Annotated in this window: 20 protein-coding genes; 12 read left to right on the top strand and 8 right to left on the bottom strand. The window is 71.1% G+C overall.

All coding sequences use genetic code 11. From position 1 onward, the window contains the following. Window positions 1–151: 151 nt before the first annotated feature. The 4 genes from pspAB to ACYVHU_RS02190 all read right to left on the bottom strand — a co-directional run bounded on the left by pspAB (window position 152) and on the right by ACYVHU_RS02190 (window position 3,012). Window positions 152–730 carry a PspA-associated protein PspAB gene (gene pspAB / locus ACYVHU_RS02205; RefSeq protein WP_078760433.1) on the bottom strand — a complete coding sequence of 193 codons (579 nt, stop codon included), beginning with the start codon at window positions 728–730 and terminating at the stop codon, window positions 152–154. A 57-nt stretch (window positions 731–787) separates the two neighbouring features. Continuing rightward, window positions 788–1,705 carry a zinc metalloprotease HtpX gene (gene htpX, locus ACYVHU_RS02200; protein WP_078760432.1) on the bottom strand — a complete coding sequence of 306 codons (918 nt, stop codon included), beginning with the start codon at window positions 1,703–1,705 and terminating at the stop codon, window positions 788–790. A gap of 228 nt (window positions 1,706–1,933) precedes the next feature. Beyond that, window positions 1,934–2,218 carry a PspA-associated protein PspAA gene (gene pspAA, locus ACYVHU_RS02195; RefSeq protein WP_078760431.1) on the bottom strand — a complete coding sequence of 95 codons (285 nt, stop codon included), beginning with the start codon at window positions 2,216–2,218 and terminating at the stop codon, window positions 1,934–1,936. Next, window positions 2,215–3,012, bottom strand: coding sequence for a PspA/IM30 family protein (locus ACYVHU_RS02190; protein WP_078760430.1), 798 nt, complete (start codon window positions 3,010–3,012; stop codon window positions 2,215–2,217). Before ACYVHU_RS02190 ends, pspAA begins: the two co-directional genes overlap by 4 nt. A gap of 157 nt (window positions 3,013–3,169) precedes the next feature. On the opposite strand from ACYVHU_RS02190, the gene ACYVHU_RS02185 reads away from it, so the two are divergent. Then, window positions 3,170–3,742, top strand: a complete 573-nt coding sequence (locus ACYVHU_RS02185) for a DUF3043 domain-containing protein (protein WP_078760429.1) — start codon at window positions 3,170–3,172, stop codon at window positions 3,740–3,742. Between the two features lie 49 nt (window positions 3,743–3,791). Continuing rightward, entirely contained in the window at window positions 3,792–4,796 is a 1,005-nt protein-coding gene (locus ACYVHU_RS02180; RefSeq protein ID WP_078760428.1) for an aldo/keto reductase family protein, read from the top strand. A 40-nt stretch (window positions 4,797–4,836) separates the two neighbouring features. Here ACYVHU_RS02180 and ACYVHU_RS02175 read toward each other — a convergent pair whose 3' ends face one another. Further along, window positions 4,837–5,037, bottom strand: a complete 201-nt coding sequence (locus ACYVHU_RS02175; protein ID WP_078760427.1) for a hypothetical protein — start codon at window positions 5,035–5,037, stop codon at window positions 4,837–4,839. Between the two features lie 246 nt (window positions 5,038–5,283). Between ACYVHU_RS02175 and ACYVHU_RS02170 the strand changes: the two genes are divergently transcribed. The 9 genes from ACYVHU_RS02170 (at window position 5,284) to ACYVHU_RS02130 (ending at window position 15,678) form a co-directional block, all read left to right on the top strand. Beyond that, on the top strand, window positions 5,284–6,252 hold the full coding sequence (locus tag ACYVHU_RS02170; protein WP_394330032.1) for a bifunctional adenosylcobinamide kinase/adenosylcobinamide-phosphate guanylyltransferase: 969 nt from the start codon (window positions 5,284–5,286) through the stop codon (window positions 6,250–6,252). Continuing rightward, the gene (locus ACYVHU_RS02165) at window positions 6,249–7,004 is read left to right on the top strand and encodes an adenosylcobinamide-GDP ribazoletransferase (protein WP_235000760.1); all 756 of its coding nucleotides are present in this window, start codon (window positions 6,249–6,251) and stop codon (window positions 7,002–7,004) included. Before ACYVHU_RS02170 ends, ACYVHU_RS02165 begins: the two co-directional genes overlap by 4 nt. A gap of 426 nt (window positions 7,005–7,430) precedes the next feature. After that, entirely contained in the window at window positions 7,431–8,927 is a 1,497-nt protein-coding gene (locus ACYVHU_RS02160) for a leucyl aminopeptidase (protein ID WP_078760425.1), read from the top strand. Window positions 8,928–9,020: 93 nt separating this feature from the next. Beyond that, a complete protein-coding gene (lpdA, locus tag ACYVHU_RS02155) occupies window positions 9,021–10,397 on the top strand; it encodes a dihydrolipoyl dehydrogenase (protein ID WP_078760424.1) in 1,377 nt (458 codons plus the stop codon). Window positions 10,398–10,478: 81 nt separating this feature from the next. Further along, window positions 10,479–11,888: a 2-oxo acid dehydrogenase subunit E2 gene (sucB, locus tag ACYVHU_RS02150; RefSeq protein ID WP_498947410.1), complete on the top strand. Its 1,410-nt coding sequence runs from the start codon at window positions 10,479–10,481 to the stop codon at window positions 11,886–11,888. Between the two features lie 343 nt (window positions 11,889–12,231). Further along, window positions 12,232–13,128, top strand: a complete 897-nt coding sequence (locus tag ACYVHU_RS02145; RefSeq protein ID WP_200813522.1) for a TIGR01777 family oxidoreductase — start codon at window positions 12,232–12,234, stop codon at window positions 13,126–13,128. Between the two features lie 23 nt (window positions 13,129–13,151). Beyond that, a complete protein-coding gene (lipB, locus tag ACYVHU_RS02140; RefSeq protein ID WP_078760551.1) occupies window positions 13,152–13,862 on the top strand; it encodes a lipoyl(octanoyl) transferase LipB in 711 nt (236 codons plus the stop codon). A gap of 52 nt (window positions 13,863–13,914) precedes the next feature. Further along, entirely contained in the window at window positions 13,915–14,859 is a 945-nt protein-coding gene (lipA, locus tag ACYVHU_RS02135) for a lipoyl synthase (RefSeq protein WP_498947409.1), read from the top strand. Between the two features lie 87 nt (window positions 14,860–14,946). After that, window positions 14,947–15,678 carry a DUF4191 domain-containing protein gene (locus tag ACYVHU_RS02130; protein ID WP_078760421.1) on the top strand — a complete coding sequence of 244 codons (732 nt, stop codon included), beginning with the start codon at window positions 14,947–14,949 and terminating at the stop codon, window positions 15,676–15,678. Window positions 15,679–15,747: 69 nt separating this feature from the next. On the opposite strand, the gene ACYVHU_RS02125 is transcribed toward ACYVHU_RS02130, so the two are convergent. Then, complete coding sequence (locus ACYVHU_RS02125; protein WP_078760420.1) at window positions 15,748–16,200, bottom strand: RDD family protein; 453 nt, start codon at window positions 16,198–16,200, stop codon at window positions 15,748–15,750. Window positions 16,201–16,480: 280 nt separating this feature from the next. Between ACYVHU_RS02125 and glnA the strand changes: the two genes are divergently transcribed. After that, a complete protein-coding gene (gene glnA, locus ACYVHU_RS02120) occupies window positions 16,481–17,905 on the top strand; it encodes a type I glutamate--ammonia ligase (RefSeq protein WP_078760419.1) in 1,425 nt (474 codons plus the stop codon). Between the two features lie 59 nt (window positions 17,906–17,964). Here the strand turns inward: glnA and ACYVHU_RS02115 are convergent, their stop codons facing one another. Together ACYVHU_RS02115 and ACYVHU_RS02110 are read right to left on the bottom strand one after the other, a co-directional pair. After that, on the bottom strand, window positions 17,965–18,687 hold the full coding sequence (locus tag ACYVHU_RS02115) for a TetR/AcrR family transcriptional regulator (RefSeq protein WP_078760418.1): 723 nt from the start codon (window positions 18,685–18,687) through the stop codon (window positions 17,965–17,967). Between the two features lie 77 nt (window positions 18,688–18,764). Then, window positions 18,765–19,199, bottom strand: coding sequence for a CBS domain-containing protein (locus tag ACYVHU_RS02110; RefSeq protein WP_078760417.1), 435 nt, complete (start codon window positions 19,197–19,199; stop codon window positions 18,765–18,767). Window positions 19,200–19,201 lie beyond the last annotated feature (2 nt).

Raw genomic sequence — 19,201 nt, 5'->3', positions numbered from 1 at the left:
GTGGGCCGGAAGCGGACACACCGGCCCGCTTCGGCACCGGAGCGGGACGAGGCACCGGCGGTGGTCTCCGGGGTTCCGTCGCGCCCGCGGACACGGGCGGAGCGCTTCACCGGTTCTCGCGGCGCCCGGTGGGTGGGGCCGCGACCACGGCTCACAGTCCGGGCGCCCCGTAGACCGGGAACCACCGCGCCTTGTCCTTCTCCAGGAGAAGGTCCCCCTCGACGGCCGCGGCCACCTGGAGTTCCAACGCGGTGTCACGGCGTTGCCCGCCCAGAGGGGCGAAGGGGTAGAAGGTGCCGCGCTTGTAGAGGTAGACCAGGGCGACCCGGCGTCCGTCCTCCCCCTGGAAGGCGACCAGCGAACACAGCAGGGAGGGGCCGAAGCCGGCCTCCTCCAGGGTGGAGTTCACCGCGTGGACGTCGGTGACCAGGGAGCCGATGCCCGCCGGGTCGTCGGGATCGCCGCGGAGCACCAGCCAGGTGTAGCCGTACTCGTCGGCGACCTGGTCGACCGGTGGCCCCTCCCCCGCGTCCAGCAGTTCGGTGACCTCCCGCCGGACGTCGGCGAAGGCCCGCCCCTCGACGGCGCGGAAGGCCACCGACGCCGTTCCCATCGGGCGCAGGCCCGACGCCGCGCGCAGCGTCACCGCAGCCGAGGGAAGCGCGAACAGACGGTCCAGGTCGGGCTCTGGCGGCTTGGATCGGCCCAGCAGGGCGCGCAGGAACCCCACGGAACTCCCCCTTCGGTCGTGGTGGACGTCGTGGTCGGCGGCGGACGCCGCGCGAGGCTAGGCTCCGCTCCCCAGCCCCCGGGAGATCTCGGCCAGCTGGGTCAGCCGGCGCTCGATCGGCGGGTGGGTGGAGAACAGTGCCGCAAGACCCCCCTGGCCGTGGGCGAAGGCCGGGGTGAAGAAGAAGGCGTTGAACGGCTCCGCCTGGCGGAGGTCGCGTGTGGGGACCCGGGCCATGTCCCCGCTGATCTTGGTGAGGGCGCTGCCCAACGCCGAGGGACGGCCGGTGAGGAAGGCCGCGGCGCGGTCGGCCGACAGCTCCCGGTAACGCGACAGCGCCCGGGTGAGCAGGAAGCTCACCACCCACACCACCGCGCTCACCGCGACGACGAGCAGGGCCACCAGCGCCGGATTGTTGTCACGGTTGCCGCGTCCGGCCGCGCCGAAGGCGGCGAAGCGCAGCCCGGCCTGGGTGAGGAACCCGGCGACCACGCCGAGGAAGCCCGCGATCGTCATCACCATCACGTCGCGGTGGGCGACGTGGGACAGCTCGTGGGCCAAGACGGCCTCCAGCTCGACCGGCTCCAATCGGCGCAGGATGCCGGTGGTCGCGCAGACCACGGCCCTCTTCTCGTCACGCCCGGTGGCGAAGGCGTTGGGCACGTCGGTCCGGGCGATCGCCACCTTCGGCTTGGGCATGTCCGCCATGGCGCACAGCCGGTCCACGATCGCGTGCAGCTGCGGCGCCTCATGGGGAGTGACCTCCCGGGCGCCCATGGAGTACAGCGCGAGCTTGTCGGAGGCGAAGTACTGCACCAGCGCGAACCCGGCGACGATGAGCAGCACGAGCCACACGGACAGGCCGGCCAGCACCAGCCCTATGACGAACGCCACGTAGACGACGCCGAGCAGGGCCATCGTCGCGACCATCCGGACGGTCAGACCCCGGTCGGGAAGAAAACGGGATCGTGCCACGGTGTCCCACCCCCATGGTCGGCCGGGAACGCTCCTACCTGCAACGAGTCTAGGCGGAGGGGGTTCACGGGGCGGAGACCGCCGTCCCGGGCGCGGCCCACTGGGCGGTCCGCTCCGACCGCGGAGAACGCGAAGGCCGCCGTGAGCGAGTCACGGCGGCCCGCACAGCCGCGGCCCGGGGCGGCGAAGCACCGCCCCGTGGGGAACACCGGTGCGCCCGGGGAGGGATCAGGTGGGGTCGGGGATCAGACCCTCGTCCCCGAGCATCGCCCGGACCTCCTCCATGCTCGCGTCAGCGGGAGGGAGGATGAACTGCGAGGTCTGCAACGAATCGGGGGGAAGCGGCCGGCCGTCCTGGCGGACCTTCTCCAACAGGTCGTGCAGTGCCGCGCGGAACCGGGACTCGTCACCGGACTCGATCGCCCGCTCCAGGGCGTCGTCGAAGGAGTTGAGAAGGTCCAGGTCGGCCTCTGACAGGTCGAGCTGGCCCTCGCCCATGATCCGGACGATCATGCCCCTTCCCCCTGCCGGTAGCGCTGCGCCTGCCCGTCGGAGGCACTGCCGCTGGCGCCGCCCTCGATCTGGGGCGTGCTGGAGCCTCCGGTCCCCTGGCCCAGCTCGCGCTTCATGCGCTCCAGCTCCAGCTCCACGCCGCTGGTGCTGGCCATACGGTCCAGCTCGGCCTGGATGTCGTCCTTGGGCGCCCCGGAGACGTCGTCCAGCGCACCGGAGGCGAGCAGCTCGTCGACCGCGCTGGCCCGCGCCTGCATCTCGGCGGTCTTGTCCTCGGCCCGCTGGATGGCCAGGCCGACGTCGCCCATCTCCTCGGAGATGCCCGAGAAGGCCTCGCTGATCTGGGTCTGGGCCTGGGCGGCGGTGTAGGTGGCCTTGATGGTCTCCTTACGGGTGCGGAAGGCGTCGACCTTGGCCTGGAGGCGCTGAGCGGCCAGGGTCAGCTTCTGCTCCTCGCCCTGGAGCTGTTCGTGCTGCTGGCGGAGCCCCTCGATCTGCTGCTGAAGGCCCGAACGGCGGGTCAGGGCCTCGCGGGCGAGGTCCTCACGGCCCTGGGAGAGCGCGGCTCGGCTCTGGTTCTCCAGCTTGTCCGACTGCTGCTGCAGCTGCTGGAGTTGCAGTTCCACCCGCTTACGGGAGGTGGCGACGTCGGCCACCCCCCGACGGACCTTCTGCAGCAGTTCAAGCTGCTTTTGGTACGAGTAGTCAAGGGTCTCTCGCGGGTCCTCGACAGAGTCCAGGGCCCTGTTGGCCTTGGACTTAAAGATCATGGAAAGTCGCTGAAACACGCTCATCGGCGTGGCCGTCCCCTTCTCGGTCCGTATCGGCTGTTCCCAGCGGGCGCTTTAACCAACCCTACGCGCAATGGCAAGAGGTCGCTATGAAGCTCGAACCGGCTACCCTGAAGGAGTGTTCCGACGTCGCTCCGCTCCCGCATCCGAAGAGCAGGTCATGACCAGCTCCGTTGATTCCGAGGCTACTGAGGCCAGCCAGCGAAAGGGATATACCCCGCCCAAAGACCGGCCCACGCCCAAGCGCAAGGAGGCCGCTCGCGACCTCCGGGGTCCTGTCAGCGCGCCTCAGACCCGCAAGGAAGCCTATAAGCAGTACCGCGACCGGCAGCGGCGCCAGCTCCAGCGCGAACGCGAGGGCTACATCAAGGGCGACGAGCGCTTCTTCCAGCCCAAGGACCGTGGTCCGGTCCGGGCGTTCGCGCGCGACTACGTCGACTCCCGGCGCAGCGTCAGCGAGTTCTTCCTCTACTTCTCGCTGGCCATCATCGTCCTGCTCTTCCTGCCCTTCCCCGAGTTCCAGCTCACCGTCACCTACGTGGTGTGGCCGCTGATGATGATGACGATCGTCGTCGAGGGGCTGTTCACCGGGCGCCGCGTCAAGCGCGCCGCGGCGGCCCGCTTCCCCGACGAGTCGCTGCGTGGCGTGGGCATGTACGCGGCCATGCGCCAGCTCCAGATCCGCAAGCTGCGCCTGCCCAAGCCCCGGGTCAAGCCGGGCGAGGCCATCTAGGCCCGTCCCCTCTGGGCGCGGGACCCCCGCGGGCCGTAGGGTCTCGGGCATGGAATTCCGTCATCTTGGCAACAGCGGTCTCGTCGTGAGCGAGATCTCCTACGGCAACTGGCTCACCCACGGGTCTCAGGTCGAGGAGGAGGCCGCGGTCGCGTGCGTGCGCGCGGCGCTGGACGAGGGCATCACCACCTTCGACACCGCCGACGTCTACGCGCAGGGACGCGCCGAGGAAGTCCTGGGCCGCGCGCTGAAGGGCGAGCGTCGCGACGGCCTGGAGATCTTCTCCAAGGTGTACTGGCCGATGGGTGAGGGCCGCAACGACCGCGGCCTGTCCCGCAAGCACATCGTGCGTAGCGTGGAGGACTCGCTGCGTCGGCTCGGCACCGACTACCTCGACCTGTACCAGGCCCACCGGTTCGACTACGCCACTCCCCTTGAGGAGACGATGCGGGCCTTCGACGACCTGGTCCGCCAGGGCAAGGTGCTCTACATCGGCGTCTCGGAGTGGCGCGCCGAGGAGATCGAGCGGGCCTTGAAGATCGCCGACGACATGGGGCTGGACCGGATCGTGTCCAACCAGCCGCAGTACAACATGCTGTGGCGGGTGATCGAGTCCGAGGTGGTCCCCGTCTGCGAGCGCGAGGGGATCGGCCAGATCGTGTGGTCGCCGATCGCCCAGGGGGTGCTCACCGGCAAGTACCGGCCGGGCCAGGCCCCGCCGGCCGGCTCCCGGGCGACGGACGGGCAGGGCGGCGACAAGATGATCCGTCGCTTCCTCGACGACGAGAAGACGCTGGAGCGCGTCCAGGGCCTCGCCCCGCTGGCGCAGGAGGCAGGGTTGAGCATGGCCCAGCTCGCCGTGGCCTGGGTGTTGCAGAACCCCAACGTCTCCTCGGCGATCATCGGCGCCTCGCGCCCCGAACAGGTGCGGGACAACGTCGGCGCCGCCGGTGTCCGGCTCGACGCCGAACTGCTGCGCCGCATCGACGAGCTGCTGGGCGACAGCGTCCAGCGCGACCCCGCCCTCACGGCGAGCCCGGCACAACGGCCCTGACCCAAGACGCCCGGCGGGCCCAGGGCCCGCCGGGCGTCGGCTACTCGGCGAGCTCCATCCGGTAGACCTCGCGGTCGTCCTCCAACAGCGCCACACGTTCGGCGCCCGCGTCGGCGAGGTCGCGCCAGGTCTCCCCGAGCCAGCTCTCGGCGTCCCCCCGGGAGGAGAACGTCTCCTGGGGCAGCGCCTCGTCCGCGAGCAGCGCTCCCTCGGCCGTCTCGTACCGCCAGCTCCACGTCATGGCCAGCCTCCGTCACCACCGGTTCAGGGTCGGAGCCGAGCCTAGGTCCTCGCCCCGGACACTTTCCAGTTCCCTCCCGGCCCCGCTCCGGTCGCACACGTTTCGCGTTCCCGAGGCCCATCGGGGTGCTGTTAACTGACGGACGTGCGTATCCGTTTCTCGGGGACCGCGGGTCCCACCGGCTGGCCGGCTCCCAACTGCCGGTGCGCGTCGTGCAACCTCGCCGCAGAGCAGCGCCGTCTGCCGTTGCGCGTCACCGTGGACGATGCCTTCGCGCTCACGGCGCCCGACACGGCGCCGGCCCGCCGTCTTCCCCCGGGCTACCACTCCTCCGTCACCGAGCACGGGGTCCGGATCGACGCTCCGGACGGCACCCGTCTGCTCTACGCCGCGTCGGGGGCCTGCGCCGATCTCGCGACCGGTTCGGGCCGGCACGACGACCCCGAGGTGGACCTGGCCATCGTGGACGTCGGGGAGTCGGCGTCGGTCATCGGCGCGCTGCGCCGTTGCGGCGTGGTCGGCGCGGCAACGGCCGTCGCGGCGGTCGGTGGCGACCACCGGGTGCACTCCCCCGCCGAGTTCGCGCGCCGGGCCCGGTTGTGGGGAGCGCTCGCCCCCGCCGACGGCCAGGTCGTCGGCTGTCCTCCCGCGACGTGGCCGCCCGAGCGGGTGCGCGGCCCCTATCGGGTGCTGGTCACCGGTGGAGCCCGTTCCGGCAAGTCCTCCGAGGCCGAACGGCGGCTCCTGGCCGAACCCGAGGTCACCTACATCGCGACCGGTCCCAAACCGACGGCGCACGATCCCGCCTGGAGCGCGCGGGTGACCGCCCATCGCGAGCGCAGGCCGTGGTGGTGGCGCACCGAGGAGACGCTGGAGGTGGCCCACCTCCTGGAGAACGCCTCCGGGGCCGTGCTGCTGGACTGTGTGGGCACGTGGCTGGCCGGCGTCATGGAGGAGTGCGGCATGTGGGAGGAGCACCCGCGTCCCACGGCCGCCGACGAGGTGCGCTCCCGCATCGACGCGCTCGTCGCGGCGTGGCGGCGCTGCCCGGCCCACCTGGTGGCGGTGACCAACGAGGTGGGGTCGGGGGTGGTCCCGGCCACCGTGAGCGGCGGCCTGTACCGGGACTGGCTGGGCCGGCTCAACCAGGCCCTGGCGGCGGAGTCGGAGGAGGTCACGCTGGCCGTCGCCGGCCGGATCGTGGAGCTGCGGTGAGACCGGCGGACGGGGTCGCGGGGCTGCGCCTGGCCGTGGGCACGCTCACGGTGGTCCCGGTGCGTGTGGGCCGCGTGGACCGCGTCGCCGCGGGGTGGGCGATGGCGCTGGCCCCGCTGGTCGGGCTGGGCGTCGGCGGAGCCGGCGCGCTCGTCCTGGTGATCGCGGTCCTGGTCGGGCTGCCCGCGGCCCTGGGGGCCGCGCTCGCCGTGGGGGCCTTGGCGTTGTTCACCCGCGGGCTGCACCTGGACGGCCTGGCGGACCTGGCCGATGGCCTGGGCAGCGCGCGTCCGGCCGAGGGGGCGCTGGAGGTCATGAAGCGCTCCGACATCGGCCCCTTCGGGGTGATCACGCTGGTGCTGGTGCTGCTCGTCCAGGTGCTGGCCCTGGCCGGGCTGGAGGCGCGTTCCCTCGCCACGGCGGCCAGCGGACTGGTGAGCGCCGTGGTCGCCGGACGCCTCGCCATCACCTGGGCCTGCACGCGCGGCGTGCCGCCGGCGCGTCCCGGCGGCCTGGGAGCGCTGGTGGCCCAGACGGTACCGCGTCCCGTGGCGGTCGCGGTCACGGCCGCGGCGCTGCTCGCAGCGATCTCGGTCGGCCATGGCGTGGCCCTGCTCGCCGGGCTGGCCGGCGCGGGCGCGCTGCTGTGGCACGCGCGGCGGCGGCTGGGCGGGATCACCGGGGACGTGTTGGGCGCGGTGGCGGAGGCCGCGACGACCGTCGCCCTGGTGATCGCCCTCGCCCTCTCCTGACCGTCGTGCGCCCGGCGACACGCGGAGGAGGCGCGACGTTTTGTCCCACCCCGGCCGCACATTGGGACGATACACACAAAACCTGTATCCAGCGTCACATTTTTTCACACCGCGTTCCGTCTCCGCGCTGCTCGGGCCCGCCACGGCGCCGACTTCGCCCCCTCCCCCCTCCCATGCCCGCCGACCGCATGCGATACTGTGCGCCGCCCGCACGCCCGTCGACGGCCACACCGCCCGCCCCACCGCGGAAGCCGCAGGTCACCCCGGCCCGGCGCGGACGCGCCGCCCACCGTCGCCGGCCTGCGCGCAGGCGTCCCGCCCATCCCTTGCCCGACCACGCCCCACCTCCCCGAGCGGCGGCTCGCGCGGTCCTTTCGCGGGACGCCGCGTCTCCGGCCGCACGTCATAAGGACTAGCATCGGGACCGTGAGCACGTCGTTGTCAGTCATCACGGAGTCCCCCAGTTCGCTCGACGCCGACGCGGTAGTCGTCGGCTACCACTCCGGCGCCAATGGCCCGGAGCCCGCGTCGGGCGCTCACGACGTCGACGCCGCCTTCTCCGGCGGCCTCGCCTCGACCCTGTCGCTGCTGGGAGCCCGCGGCGCCCTTGAGGAGGTGCGCACGGTTCCCACGCTCGGCGCCCTTCGGGCCCCCGTCGTCGTGGCGGTCGGCCTCGGCGAGCTTCCCGCGGAGGGCGACGAGATCTCCTCCGACACCCTGGCCCGTGCCGCCGGCGCCGCCCTGCGCGCCTGCGAGGGCAAATCGCGCGTCGTCCTCGCGCTCCCGGCCGCCAGCGCCGAATCCGCCGGCGCGGTCGCGCTCGGCGCGCTGCTGGGCGCCTACGGGTTCGACCGCTACCGCACCTCCGAGGAGCCCGTCCAGCGTGCCGAGACGCTGCTGCTGGCCAGCTCCGCCGAGGGGGCCGACGCCGCGGCCCGGCGGGCCACGGCCCTGGCCGAGTCGGTCAACCTCGCCCGCGACCTCGTCAACACCGCGCCGGCCGACCTCACCCCCGAGGACCTCGCCCACGCCGCCGAAGAGGTGGCCCGCGAGTGGGGCCTGGACGTCGAGACGCTCGGCGAGCAGGCACTCGCCGACGGGGGGTACGGCGGCATCCTCGGCGTCGGACAGGGCTCGGCCAACCCGCCGCGGCTGGTCCGCCTGGCCTACTCCCACCCCGAGGCCCGGCGCACCGTCGCCTTCGTCGGCAAGGGGATCACCTTCGACTCCGGTGGCCTGTCGCTGAAGCCGGCCGCGTCCATGGACTGGATGAAGTCCGACATGGGAGGCGCGGCGGCGGTGCTGTCGGCGCTGCGCGCCGTGGCGGAGCTCAAGCCGGCCGTCAACGTCGTCGGTTACCTCGCCATCGCCGAGAACATGCCCAGCGGCACCGCCCAGCGTCCCTCCGACGTGCTCACCATGTACGGCGGCAAGACCGTCGAGGTGCTCAACACCGACGCCGAGGGGCGCCTGGTCATGGCCGACGCCCTGGTCCGCGCGCACGAGGACGGGCCCGACCTGATCGTGGACGTGGCGACGCTGACCGGCGCGCAGCTCGTCGCGCTGGGCACCCGGGTGTTCGCCGTCATGGCCAACGACGACGAGGTGCGCGAGCAGGTCGTGGCCGCGGCCGCCGAAGCGGGCGAGGCCGCCTGGCCGATGCCGTTGCCCGAGGAGCTGCGCAAGGGACTCGACTCCTCCGTCGCCGACATCGCCAACGTCGCGGGGGAACGCTGGGGCGGGATGCTCAGCGCCGGGGTGTTCCTCAAGGAGTTCATCGCCGAAGGCGTGCGCTGGGCCCACCTGGACATCGCCGGTCCCGCCTTCAACCAGGGCGGCCCCTACGGTTACACCCCCAAGGGCGGTACCGGCTCGGCGACGCGCACGCTGGTGCGCATCGCCGAGGCCTACGCCGAGAACTGAAAAAGGAAACACGGCCGGACGCGACCCGTGTCCGGCCGCGCGAACTGTCTGAACAAGACAAATGACGAATCCGGAACAAGGAGTGTCCTTCCCGTGAGTGAGAGCGGCGGCACCTTCGACCTCGTCGTCCTGGGCGGCGGCAGCGGCGGCTATGCGGCGGCGCTGCGCGCGGCCGAACTGGACATGAGCGTCGTCCTGATCGAGAAAGACAAGCTCGGCGGCACCTGCCTGCACAAGGGCTGCATCCCCACCAAGGCCCTGCTGCACTCCGCCGAGGTCGCCGACAGCGCCCGGGAGAGCGAGACGTTCGGCGTCAAGGCGAGCTTCGAGGGCATCGACATCGAGGCCGTCCACAAGTACAAGGACAAGGTCATCGGTGGCCTGCACAAGGGTCTCAGCGGCCTGATCAAGGCCCGCAAGATCACCGTCGTCGAGGGCGAGGGCAAGCTCACCGGCCCCGACGAGGTCACCGTCGACGGCACGGCCTACAAGGGCCGCAACATCCTGCTCGCCACCGGTTCCAAGCCCAAGACCCTGGGCCTGGAGATCGACGGCGAGAAGATCATCACCAGCGACGAGGCCCTCAAGCTGAACCGCGTGCCCGGATCCGTCGTGGTCCTGGGCGGTGGCGTGATCGGCGTGGAGTTCGCCAGTGTGTGGCGTTCCTACGGCGCCGAGGTGACCATCGTCGAGGCGCTGCCGCACCTGGTCCCGGTCGAGGAGGAGTCCAGCTCCAAGCTGCTGGAGCGTGCCTTCCGCAAGCGCGGCATCAAGTACGAGCTGGGCACCCCGTTCGAGAGCGTCAAGACCACCGACTCCGGTGTCACCGTGACGTTGCAGGGCGGCAAGACGCTGGAGGCCGAACTGCTGCTCGTGGCCATCGGCCGCGGCCCGGTCTCCGAGGGCCTGGGCTACGAGGAGCAGGGCATCACCCTGGAGCGCGGTTTCGTCAAGGTCGACGAGAACCTGCACACCGGCGTCGGCAACATCTACGCCGTCGGCGACCTCATTCCGACCCTCCAGCTCGCCCACGTCGGCTTCGCCGAGGGCATCTTCGTGGCCGAGCACATCGCCGGCCTCAACCCGCCGGCGATCGACTACGACGGTGTCCCGCGGGTCACCTACTGCGAGCCCGAGGTCGCCTCCGTGGGCATCACCTCGAAGGTCGCCAAGGAGCGCGGTTACGACATCGTCGAGATGAACTACAACCTCGGCGGCAACGGCAAGAGCCAGATCCTGCAGACGCAGGGCGCGGTGAAGGTCATCGCCGAGAAGGACGGTCCGGTCCTGGGCGTCCACATGGTGGGCAGCCGCGTCGGCGAGCTCATCGCCGAGGGGCAGCTCATCTACAACTGGGAGGCACTGCCCATCGAGGTGGCCCAGCTCATCCACCCGCACCCGACCCAGTCGGAGGCGCTCGGCGAGGCGCACCTGGCGCTCGCCGGCAAGCCGCTGCACGTCCACGACTGACGCACCCGGTCGCGCGGGCGGACCGCTCCCGGTCCGCCCGCGATCTCTTCCGCGTTGAGACCGTCCATCCAAGAGGAACCCATGCCGACTCCCGTAACCATGCCCGCGCTGGGCGAAAGCGTCACCGAGGGCACCGTCACCCAGTGGTTGAAGAAGGAGGGCGAGACCGTCGAGGTCGACGAGCCGCTCCTCGAGGTCTCGACCGACAAGGTCGACACCGAGATCCCCTCGCCGGTCGCCGGTGTCTTGACCCGCATCCTCGTGGGTGAGGACGAGACCGTCGAGGTCGGTGCCGAGATCGCGATCATCGGTGACGCCGGGGAGGCCCCCGCTGAGGAGGCGGCCCCGGCCGAGGAGGCCGCTCCCGAGCCCCAGCCCGAACCCGAGCCGGAGCCCCAGCCCGAACCGGAGCCGGAGCAGGCCCGCCCCGAGCCCGAGCCCCAGTCGGCCGCCCCGGCCCCGCAGCCGGCCCGTGCCAGCCGCGAGGAGTCGACCCCGCCGGTCGACGTCGAGACGCTGAGCGGCACCGGCCGTTCCTCCGGTACCGACACCGGTGGCGAGGCCTACGTGACGCCGCTGGTGCGCAAGCTCGCCGCGGAGCAGGGCGTCGACCTCTCCCAGGTCGAGGGCACCGGCGTCGGCGGCCGTATCCGTAAGCAGGACGTCCAGGAGGCGGCCCGCAAGCAGCGCGAGCAGCGCGCCGCCGCCCCCGTCGCGGCCGCCGCCGCTCCGGCGCGCCCCCGCCAGGTCGTGGCCGACACGACGCTGCGCGGCCGTACCGAGAAGATGTCGCGCCTGCGTCAGACGATCGCCGAGCAGATGGTGGAGTCCCTGCAGACCTCCGCCCAGCTCACCCAGGTCGTCGAGGTCGACGTCACCAAGATCGCGCGGCTGCGTGAGAAGGCCGGGGAGCAGTTCCGGGCCCGCGAGGGCGTCGAGCTGTCCTTCTTCCCCTTCTTCGCGCTGGCCACGGTCGAGGCGCTGAAGGTGCACCCCAAGCTGAACGCGGTCATCGACGGCGCCAGCCACGAGGTCACCTACCACAGCATCGAGAACCTGGGCATCGCGGTCGACACCGAGCGCGGTCTGCTCGCCCCGGTCATCAAGGACGCCGGTGACCTCAACCTCGGCGGCATCGCCCGCAAGGTCGCCGACCTGGCCGAGCGCGCCCACACCGGTGGGCTCAACCCCGACGAGCTGAGCGGCGGCACGTTCACGCTGACCGACAGCGGCGCCGAAGGCGCCCTGTTCGAGACGCCGATCATCAACCAGCCGCAGGTCGCGATCCTGGGGACCGGCACCGTGGTGAAGCGTCCGGTCGTCGTGGAGGACCCGAGCCTGGGCGAGGTCATCGCGGTGCGCTCGATGGTCTACCTCTCGCTGAGCTACGACCACCGGCTGATCGACGGCGCCGACGCCGCCCGCTTCCTGCGGACGGTCAAGGAGCGCCTGGAGGAAGGCGCGTTCGAGGCCGAGCTGGGCCTGGCCTGACCCTCCGGCCGTGTTCCCGTGGGGTGAGGCCCCGCGGGAACACGGCGGGGCGGCTTGACCGCCCGGAAACGCACGGTGGGGCGGTACCCGAATCGGGTACCGCCCCACCGTTTTCACCCCACCATTCACCATCCCCTGATGATCCCCATCACCAAGGTCTGCGGTCGGCGACACGCGGTCACCGGACCCCCGGCCGCTTACTGGCGGCTCAGGTGCCAATACATACGGTAATCCATCTCCGGGGCTGCGCGCGCCGTTTCTCTGGGAAACCTCGGATTTCCGGGAGATCTCGATCGTCCGTTCCGTCCCGCGTGGTCCGCCCGTCCCCGGGTAGACCGCGGGCATGAGGATCGCGATCACCGGAGCCTCCGGGCTCATCGGGACGGCGCTCAGCCGTTCCCTCACCGCCGAGGGACATGACGTCCTCCATCTCGTGCGCCGTCCGGCGCGGACCGCGGCCGAGATCGAGTGGTCCCCCGAGGAGGGGCGGGTGGACACCGAGCGCCTGGCGGGCGTCGAGGCGGTCGTCCACCTGGCCGGAGCCCCGATCGGACCGGCCAGGTGGACGGCGCGGCACCGGCACCGGGTCCGCGAGAGCCGTCTGGCCGGCACCCGCACGATCGCCACGGTCCTCGCCGCGATGGACACGCCGCCCCGCCGACTGCTCTGCGGCTCGGCGATCGGCTTCTACGGGGACACCGGGACCCGCTCGGTGGGGGAGGACGGTCCGCGGGGCACGGGTTTCCTGGCCGACCTGGTGGCCGAGTGGGAGGCCCAGACCGACCCCGCCGAACGGGCCGGGATCCCGGTGGCGCACCTGCGGACCGGTGTCGTCCTGGACCGCGCCGGAGGCATCCTCGGCGCGACGCTTCCCCTGTTCCGGCTCGGCCTGGGAGGCCGATTGGGCGACGGCCGGCAGTACCTGAGCTGGATCTCGCTGGCCGACGAGGTGGGCGCCATCCGCTTCCTGCTGGAGCGGCCCGACATCACCGGACCGGTCAACCTGACCGCGCCCGGTCCGGTGCCCAACGCCGTCTACACCTCGACCCTGGCCCGCGCGCTGCACCGTCCGGCGCTGGTGCGGGTGCCGGGCGCGCTGATGCGCGCGGCGCTCGACGGGTTCGCCGAGGAGGCCGTTCTGGTGAGCCAGCGGGTGGTGCCCGAACGCCTGACGGCCTCCGGTTATTCCTTCCACCATCCCGACATCGCCGGTGCGCTATCCGACATCGTCGGCAGGTGACGGCGGGGCGTATGGTGGAAATCGTGAGTGAGCTCGTCTACGCCCGGCTGGGCACGATCCCGGTCCCCTACGAGGAGGGCTGGGCACTTCAGCGGCGACTACACGAGCGCCGCGTGGCCGGCCTGGTCCCCGACACCGTTCTGCTCCTGGAGCACGAGCCCGTCTACACCGCGGGCAAGCGGACCGGCCCGTGGGACCGGCCCCAAAGCGACCCCGGAGCCCCCGTCTACGACATCGACCGTGGTGGCAAGATCACGTGGCACGGCCCCGGCCAGCTCACCGTCTACCCCATCGTCAAGTTGCGGGACCCGATCGACGTCATCGCCTACGTGCGCATGCTGGAGGAGGCCGTCATCCGCGTCATCGCGGAGTTCGGGCTGTCGGGCCGGCGCGTCGAGGGACGCACCGGGGTGTGGCTGGAGGCCGACCCGCAACGGGGACTGATCGAGCGCAAGATCGCGGCGATCGGCTGCCGCATCGCACGCGGGGTGGGGATGCATGGTTTCGCCCTGAACTGCAACAATGATCTGACCTGGTTCGACCGGATCGTCCCATGCGGGATCTCCGACGCCGGCGTCACCTCGCTGACCCAGGAGCTGGGGCGCGACATCGGGGTCGCCGACGTGATCGAGGCCACCGAGCGGCACCTGGCCGATGTCCTCGGCGCGCGGACCTACGACCACGTCGACGGCGTCCCCGAGCTCCCCGAACCCGCCGAGCCCGCTCGTGCCTGACCCCCGCGCCGCAACCACCTCCCCACGAGGGACGCAGAAAGGAAGGGCCCCGTTGACTGTCGCTCCCGAGGGACGCAGGCTGCTACGGATCGAAGCCCGCAACAGCCAGACCCCCATCGAGAAGAAGCCGTCGTGGATCAAGATCAAGGCGAAGATGGGGCCGGAGTACTCCGAGCTGCACTCGCTGGTGCGCCGCGAGGGGCTCCACACGGTGTGCCAAGAGGCGGGCTGCCCCAACATCTTCGAGTGCTGGGAGGACCGCGAGGCCACCTTCCTCATCGGCGGTGACCAGTGCACCCGCCGCTGCGACTTCTGCCAGATCGCCACGGGCAAGCCCACCGCCCTGGACCGCCGCGAACCGCTGAAGGTCGCCGAGTCGGTGCGCACGATGGGCCTGAAGTACGCGACCGTCACCGGTGTGGCCCGCGACGACCTCGACGACGGCGGGGCCTGGCTCTACGCCGAGACGGTGCGCAAGATCCACGAGCTCAACCCGGACACCGGCGTCGAACTGCTCATCCCCGACTTCAACGCCGACCCCGACCAGCTCGCCGAGGTCTTCGGCGCGCGTCCCGAGGTGCTCGCCCACAACGTCGAGACGGTGCCGCGGATCTTCAAGCGCATCCGCCCCGGCTTCCGCTACGAGAGGTCGCTCGAGGTCATCACGCGGGCGCGCGAGGCGGGCCTGGTCACCAAGTCCAACCTGATCCTCGGCATGGGCGAGACCCGTGAGGAGATCAGCGAGGCGATGCGCGACCTGCACGAGGCGGGATGCGACCTGCTGACGATCACGCAGTACCTGCGCCCCTCCAAGCTGCACCACCCCATCGACCGGTGGGTGAAGCCGGAGGAGTTCGTCGAGCTCGGCGCCGAGGCCGAGGAGATCGGCTTCGCCGGTGTCATGTCGGGGCCGCTCGTGCGTTCCTCCTACCGGGCCGGCCGGCTGTACCGGCAGGCGGTGGAGCACCGTGAGGCGCAGGTCACGGCCGGTGCCTGACCTCGTTCGGACAACGTGACCAACCTGAAACGGCGGCCTGAGGCCGCCGTTTCACGTATGCTCCCCTATTCGCCATATCCTTGTTTCATGGCGAAGAAGCCCCAGGAACCCCAGGAACCCTCGGCGCGTGCCGCCAAGGGCAAGGACGGCGCAGAGAAGCCGCCCGGCAGGCTGAAGCAGATCCGCATGGTCGCCAAGGTCGTGCACCAGCAGAGCCCCAAGAGCATCCCGATCGCCGTCGGCGTCTCGGTCGCCCTGGTGGCCCTGGCCGTGCTCGGGGCCGTGCTCACCGGCGCGTGGCTGTACTGGTTGCTGCTGGGCCTACCGATCGCCTTCCTCGTGGGCTTCATCGTGTTCACCCGCAGCGCCCAGAAGGTCCAGTACAAGATGCTGGACGGGCAGCTCGGCGCGGGCATGGCGATCCTGGAGAACATGCGCGGCGACTGGACCGTCGACGCCGGGGTCAACGCCAACCGCAGCATGGACATCGTGCACCGCGCGGTGGGCCGGCCCGGCATCGTGCTCGTGGGCGAGGGCGACCCCCAGCGGCTGCGCGGACTCATCGCCGCCGAGAAGAAGCGCACCGCGCGCGTCGCGCCGTCGACCCCCATCTACGACGTCCAGGTCGGCAACGGCGAGGGCCAGGTGCCGGTCTCGGAGCTACAGAAACGGATGTTCAAGCTCCCCCGCAACCTGGACAAGCCCGAGGTCGCGGAGCTGCGTTACCGTCTCAAGGCTCTGGCTCCCGCGATCCAGATGCCCAAGGGGCCCATCCCCAAGGGCGTGAAGATGCCGAAGGGACCCAAGACCCAGCGCTGATTCGCCGTGGATGCCGAGGGGCCCGGTGGGAGATCTCCCACCGGGCCCCTCGGCGTCTCGGCGAACCGCTCAGAAGCGCAGGCTGACGGTCCCCGCCACCCGGTCGTGCAGGCCGCGCTGGTCCCGGTCGTAGACGACGGCCGGGATCACCAGACACAGCAGGAGCGTCCGCGCGAGCATGGCGACCGGCCACGGCAGCGACCGCTCCCCCGTGGCGGCGACACGTATGCCCACGATGCGCTTGCCCACCGTCGAGCCGAACAGGGTGAGCAGGACGACGGTCAGGAGCGCGAAGACGAGCAGCGTGACGTTGGCCTGGTCGGCCTGGTCGAGGTCGAACAGCAGCCGGACGATGGCGAGGGCCAGGATCCAGTCGAGTATGAGGGCCACGAGTCGGCGCCCGACCCCGGGGATCGATCCGCTGCCCTTCTCCGGCAGCCCCAACCGGTTGCCCCGGTAGAGGTAGTCCACATCCTCGGCGCCGGTACCCGCGCCGCCGCGTCGCGCGCCCTTGTCTTCCATGGTCAACACGTTACCGAGCGTTCCAGAGCGGACCGAACCACCCCGGTCGCCGGGAGGGCCCGGCCGCTTCCCGTTTCACCGGGCGCTCGCGGGAAAGACGGAGGAGGGTGGCCGGCTCCGCCCCCACCGGCCTCTGTAACATGCGCGAAACATTGGGGACATGGGTCGGAAATGGCCCACTCCTAGCGTCGAGAGGGTAGCCAAGGGGTCATGTGTCCGGGCCGTCCAACCCGGCGTACGGCAGCGGCACCGGCCCCTTATACCTGCACGGAGGTACGTTTTGTTCAGCAGCGCCGAAGAGGCTCTCGCTTTCATCCGCAACGAGGGCGTCCAGTTCCTCGACGTCCGGTTCACCGACCTGTTCGGCGGCGTCAACCACGTCACCATCCCGACGGAGAACGTCTCGGAGAAGACGTTCACCGAGGGACAGATGTTCGACGGCTCCTCGATCCGCGGCTTCCAGGCGATCCACGAGTCCGACATGCTGCTGCTGCCCGACCTCAGCACCGCCGTACTCGACCCGTTCCGCGAGTACAAGACCCTCAACGTCACCTTCTTCGTGCACGACCCGTTCACGCTGGAGTCCTACAGCCGGGACCCCCGTAACGTTGCCCGCAAGGCCGAGGCCTACCTGAAGAGCACCGGCATCGCCGACACCGCCTTCTTCGGTCCCGAGGCCGAGTTCTACATCTTCGACGACGTCCGTTTCGAGACGAAGTCCAACTCCGGCTACTACGCGATCGACTCGGTCGAGGGCGCGTGGAACACCGGCACGGCCGTCGAGGGCGGCAACCGCGGCTACCGTCCGCGCTACAAGGGCGGCTACTTCCCGGTCGAGCCGGTCGACCACTACAGCGACCTGCGCTCCCGCATGGTGCGCGCCCTGATCGACGCGGGCATCCCGGTCGAGCTGCAGCACCACGAGGTCGGTACGGCCGGTCAGGCCGAGATCGGCATCGAGTTCGGCACCCTGCTCCAGGAGGCCGACCGGGTCCAGCTCTACAAGTACATCGTCAAGAACGTCGCCAACGCCGCGGGCAAGACCGTGACCTTCATGCCCAAGCCGCTGTTCGGCGACAACGGTTCGGGCATGCACTGCCACCAGAGCCTGTGGAAGGACGGCGAGCCGCTGTTCTTCGACGAGAGCGGCTACGCCCAGCTCTCCGACACCGCCCGCTACTACATCGGCGGCCTGCTCAAGCACGCTCCCGCGCTGCTGGCCTTCACCAACCCGACGGTGAACTCCTACCACCGCCTGGTGCCCGGCTACGAGGCCCCCATCAACCTGGTGTACTCGCAGCGCAACCGCTCGGCCTGCATCCGCATCCCGCTGACCGGCTCCAACCCCAAGGCCAAGCGCCTGGAGTTCCGCGTCCCCGACCCCTCGGCCAACCCCTACCTCGCGTTCTCCGCGATGCTCATGGCCGGGATCGACGGCATCAAGAACAAGATCGAGCCGCCGGAGCCGATGGACAAGGACCTCTACGAGCTCCCGCCCGAGGAGGCCGGGGCCATCGAGAAGGTGCCGGCGTCCCTCGACGCGGTGCTCGACGCGCTGGAGGCCGACCACGAGTTCCTGCTCGAGGGCGGCGTGTTCACCCAGGACCTCATCGAGACCTACGTGGACTACAAGCGCACCGAGGAGATCGACTCCCTGCGGCTGCGCCCGCACCCGCGCGAGTTCGAGCTCTACTACGACATCTAGGGAGGGGCACGGCCGGGCGCGAGCCCCGGTCGCCTTCCAGGGCCGCCGGTCGCGTTCCCTCAGCGGGACGCGGCCGGCGGCTCCGTCGTGTCCGGACCGTCCGGTCCTCGGACGTCCCGCCTTCTGGCCGGCCCCGCCCACCGGCGGGCCTCGGCACGGACGTCGTCCAGGTCCGCGGGGTCGCGCAGCAGGGCGCGCAGGACGAAGTCGGCGGTGCGCCGGGCCTCGGTCTCGCCGGTGCTCCGCCCGGGGGGAGAGCCGCCGCTCAGCCGGAGCAGGTGCAGCAGCAGGCCGTCCACGCTGTCGGTGACGAACATCGGGTCGATGTCGACGAACTCCCCCTGCCGCACCCCTTGGGCGACGATCCCGGCGATCGAGGAGAGGGTGGCGTCATAGGCCTCGCGCCAGTGGGCGAACTCGGGGTCGGAGAGCACACCGGTGCGGTACAGCCCGGTCAGGTCGTAGGGGCTGGAGACGATGGCCTGGGCCTCGGCGTGCACATAGCGGTACAGGCGGACCGCGGCGCTTCCCGGCTGGTCGGCGAGTTCGCTGGTGAGGGCGAGGGAGGCGGCCAGGTCGATCTCGAACAGCTTCTCGAGGATCGCCCGTTTAGAGGGGAAGTGATGGAACAGGGAGGGTTGGCGGATGCCCACGGCGGCGGCGATGTCGCGGGTGGAGGCACCGTGGTACCCCTTCTCCGCGAACAGCCGGGAGCTCTCGCGCAGAATGCGCTCGCGCGTGCCGGCCGGGGGCCCGGTCCTGGGGGGAGGTAACGGATCCACCCGACCACGCTACCCGCCCCCTACGCGGCCCCCGGCGGCGTCCCCGGCCCGAACGGGGCTCCGAGGGGCGCGCCCGCTCAGGTGACACGGTCGGCCGATCCCGACTTGATCGACTCGACCAGCCGAGCGAGCTTGTCCTCGGGGAGGTTGCGGGCGAGGTCGGCCTCGCTGATCATGCCGACCAGCCGGTGCTCCTCGATGACCGGCATCCGCTTGACACGGTGCCGCATCATCCGCTTCAGGACCTCGTCCACGTCGACACCTGCGTCGACGCAGAAGGGCGTGCCGCCGGCGATCTCGCCGGCCCGGCACTGCGCCGGATCCTTGTCCTCGGCCAGGCACTTGATGACGATGTCGCGGTCGGTGATGATGCCGTGCAGCCGATCGTCCTGGCCGCAGACCGGCAGCGCCCCGACCCCCAGGTCGCGCATCTTGTGCGCGGCGTCGCGCAGTGTCTCGTTCTCTCCCACGCACTCGGCCCCGCGGTGCATGATCTCCGCTGCGGTGGTCATGG

The organism is Marinactinospora endophytica, assembly GCF_054780875.1.
This window is presented reverse-complemented; position numbering and strand designations above follow the sequence as displayed.

What these genes read in the sequence shown, in the direction of transcription:
- pspAA (WP_078760431.1), bottom strand. Translation starts at nt 2,218, where the DNA reads ATGATCGTCCGGATCATGGGCGAGGGCCAGCTCGACCTGTCAGAGGCC.
- ACYVHU_RS02190 (WP_078760430.1), bottom strand. Translation starts at nt 3,012, where the DNA reads ATGAGCGTGTTTCAGCGACTTTCCATGATCTTTAAGTCCAAGGCCAAC.
- ACYVHU_RS02185 (WP_078760429.1), top strand. Translation starts at nt 3,170, where the DNA reads ATGACCAGCTCCGTTGATTCCGAGGCTACTGAGGCCAGCCAGCGAAAG.
- ACYVHU_RS02180 (WP_078760428.1), top strand. Translation starts at nt 3,792, where the DNA reads ATGGAATTCCGTCATCTTGGCAACAGCGGTCTCGTCGTGAGCGAGATC.
- ACYVHU_RS02175 (WP_078760427.1), bottom strand. Translation starts at nt 5,037, where the DNA reads ATGACGTGGAGCTGGCGGTACGAGACGGCCGAGGGAGCGCTGCTCGCG.
- sucB (WP_498947410.1), top strand. Translation starts at nt 10,479, where the DNA reads ATGCCGACTCCCGTAACCATGCCCGCGCTGGGCGAAAGCGTCACCGAG.
- ACYVHU_RS02145 (WP_200813522.1), top strand. Translation starts at nt 12,232, where the DNA reads ATGAGGATCGCGATCACCGGAGCCTCCGGGCTCATCGGGACGGCGCTC.
- ACYVHU_RS02130 (WP_078760421.1), top strand. Translation starts at nt 14,947, where the DNA reads ATGGCGAAGAAGCCCCAGGAACCCCAGGAACCCTCGGCGCGTGCCGCC.
- ACYVHU_RS02125 (WP_078760420.1), bottom strand. Translation starts at nt 16,200, where the DNA reads ATGGAAGACAAGGGCGCGCGACGCGGCGGCGCGGGTACCGGCGCCGAG.
- ACYVHU_RS02110 (WP_078760417.1), bottom strand. Translation starts at nt 19,199, where the DNA reads ATGACCACCGCAGCGGAGATCATGCACCGCGGGGCCGAGTGCGTGGGA.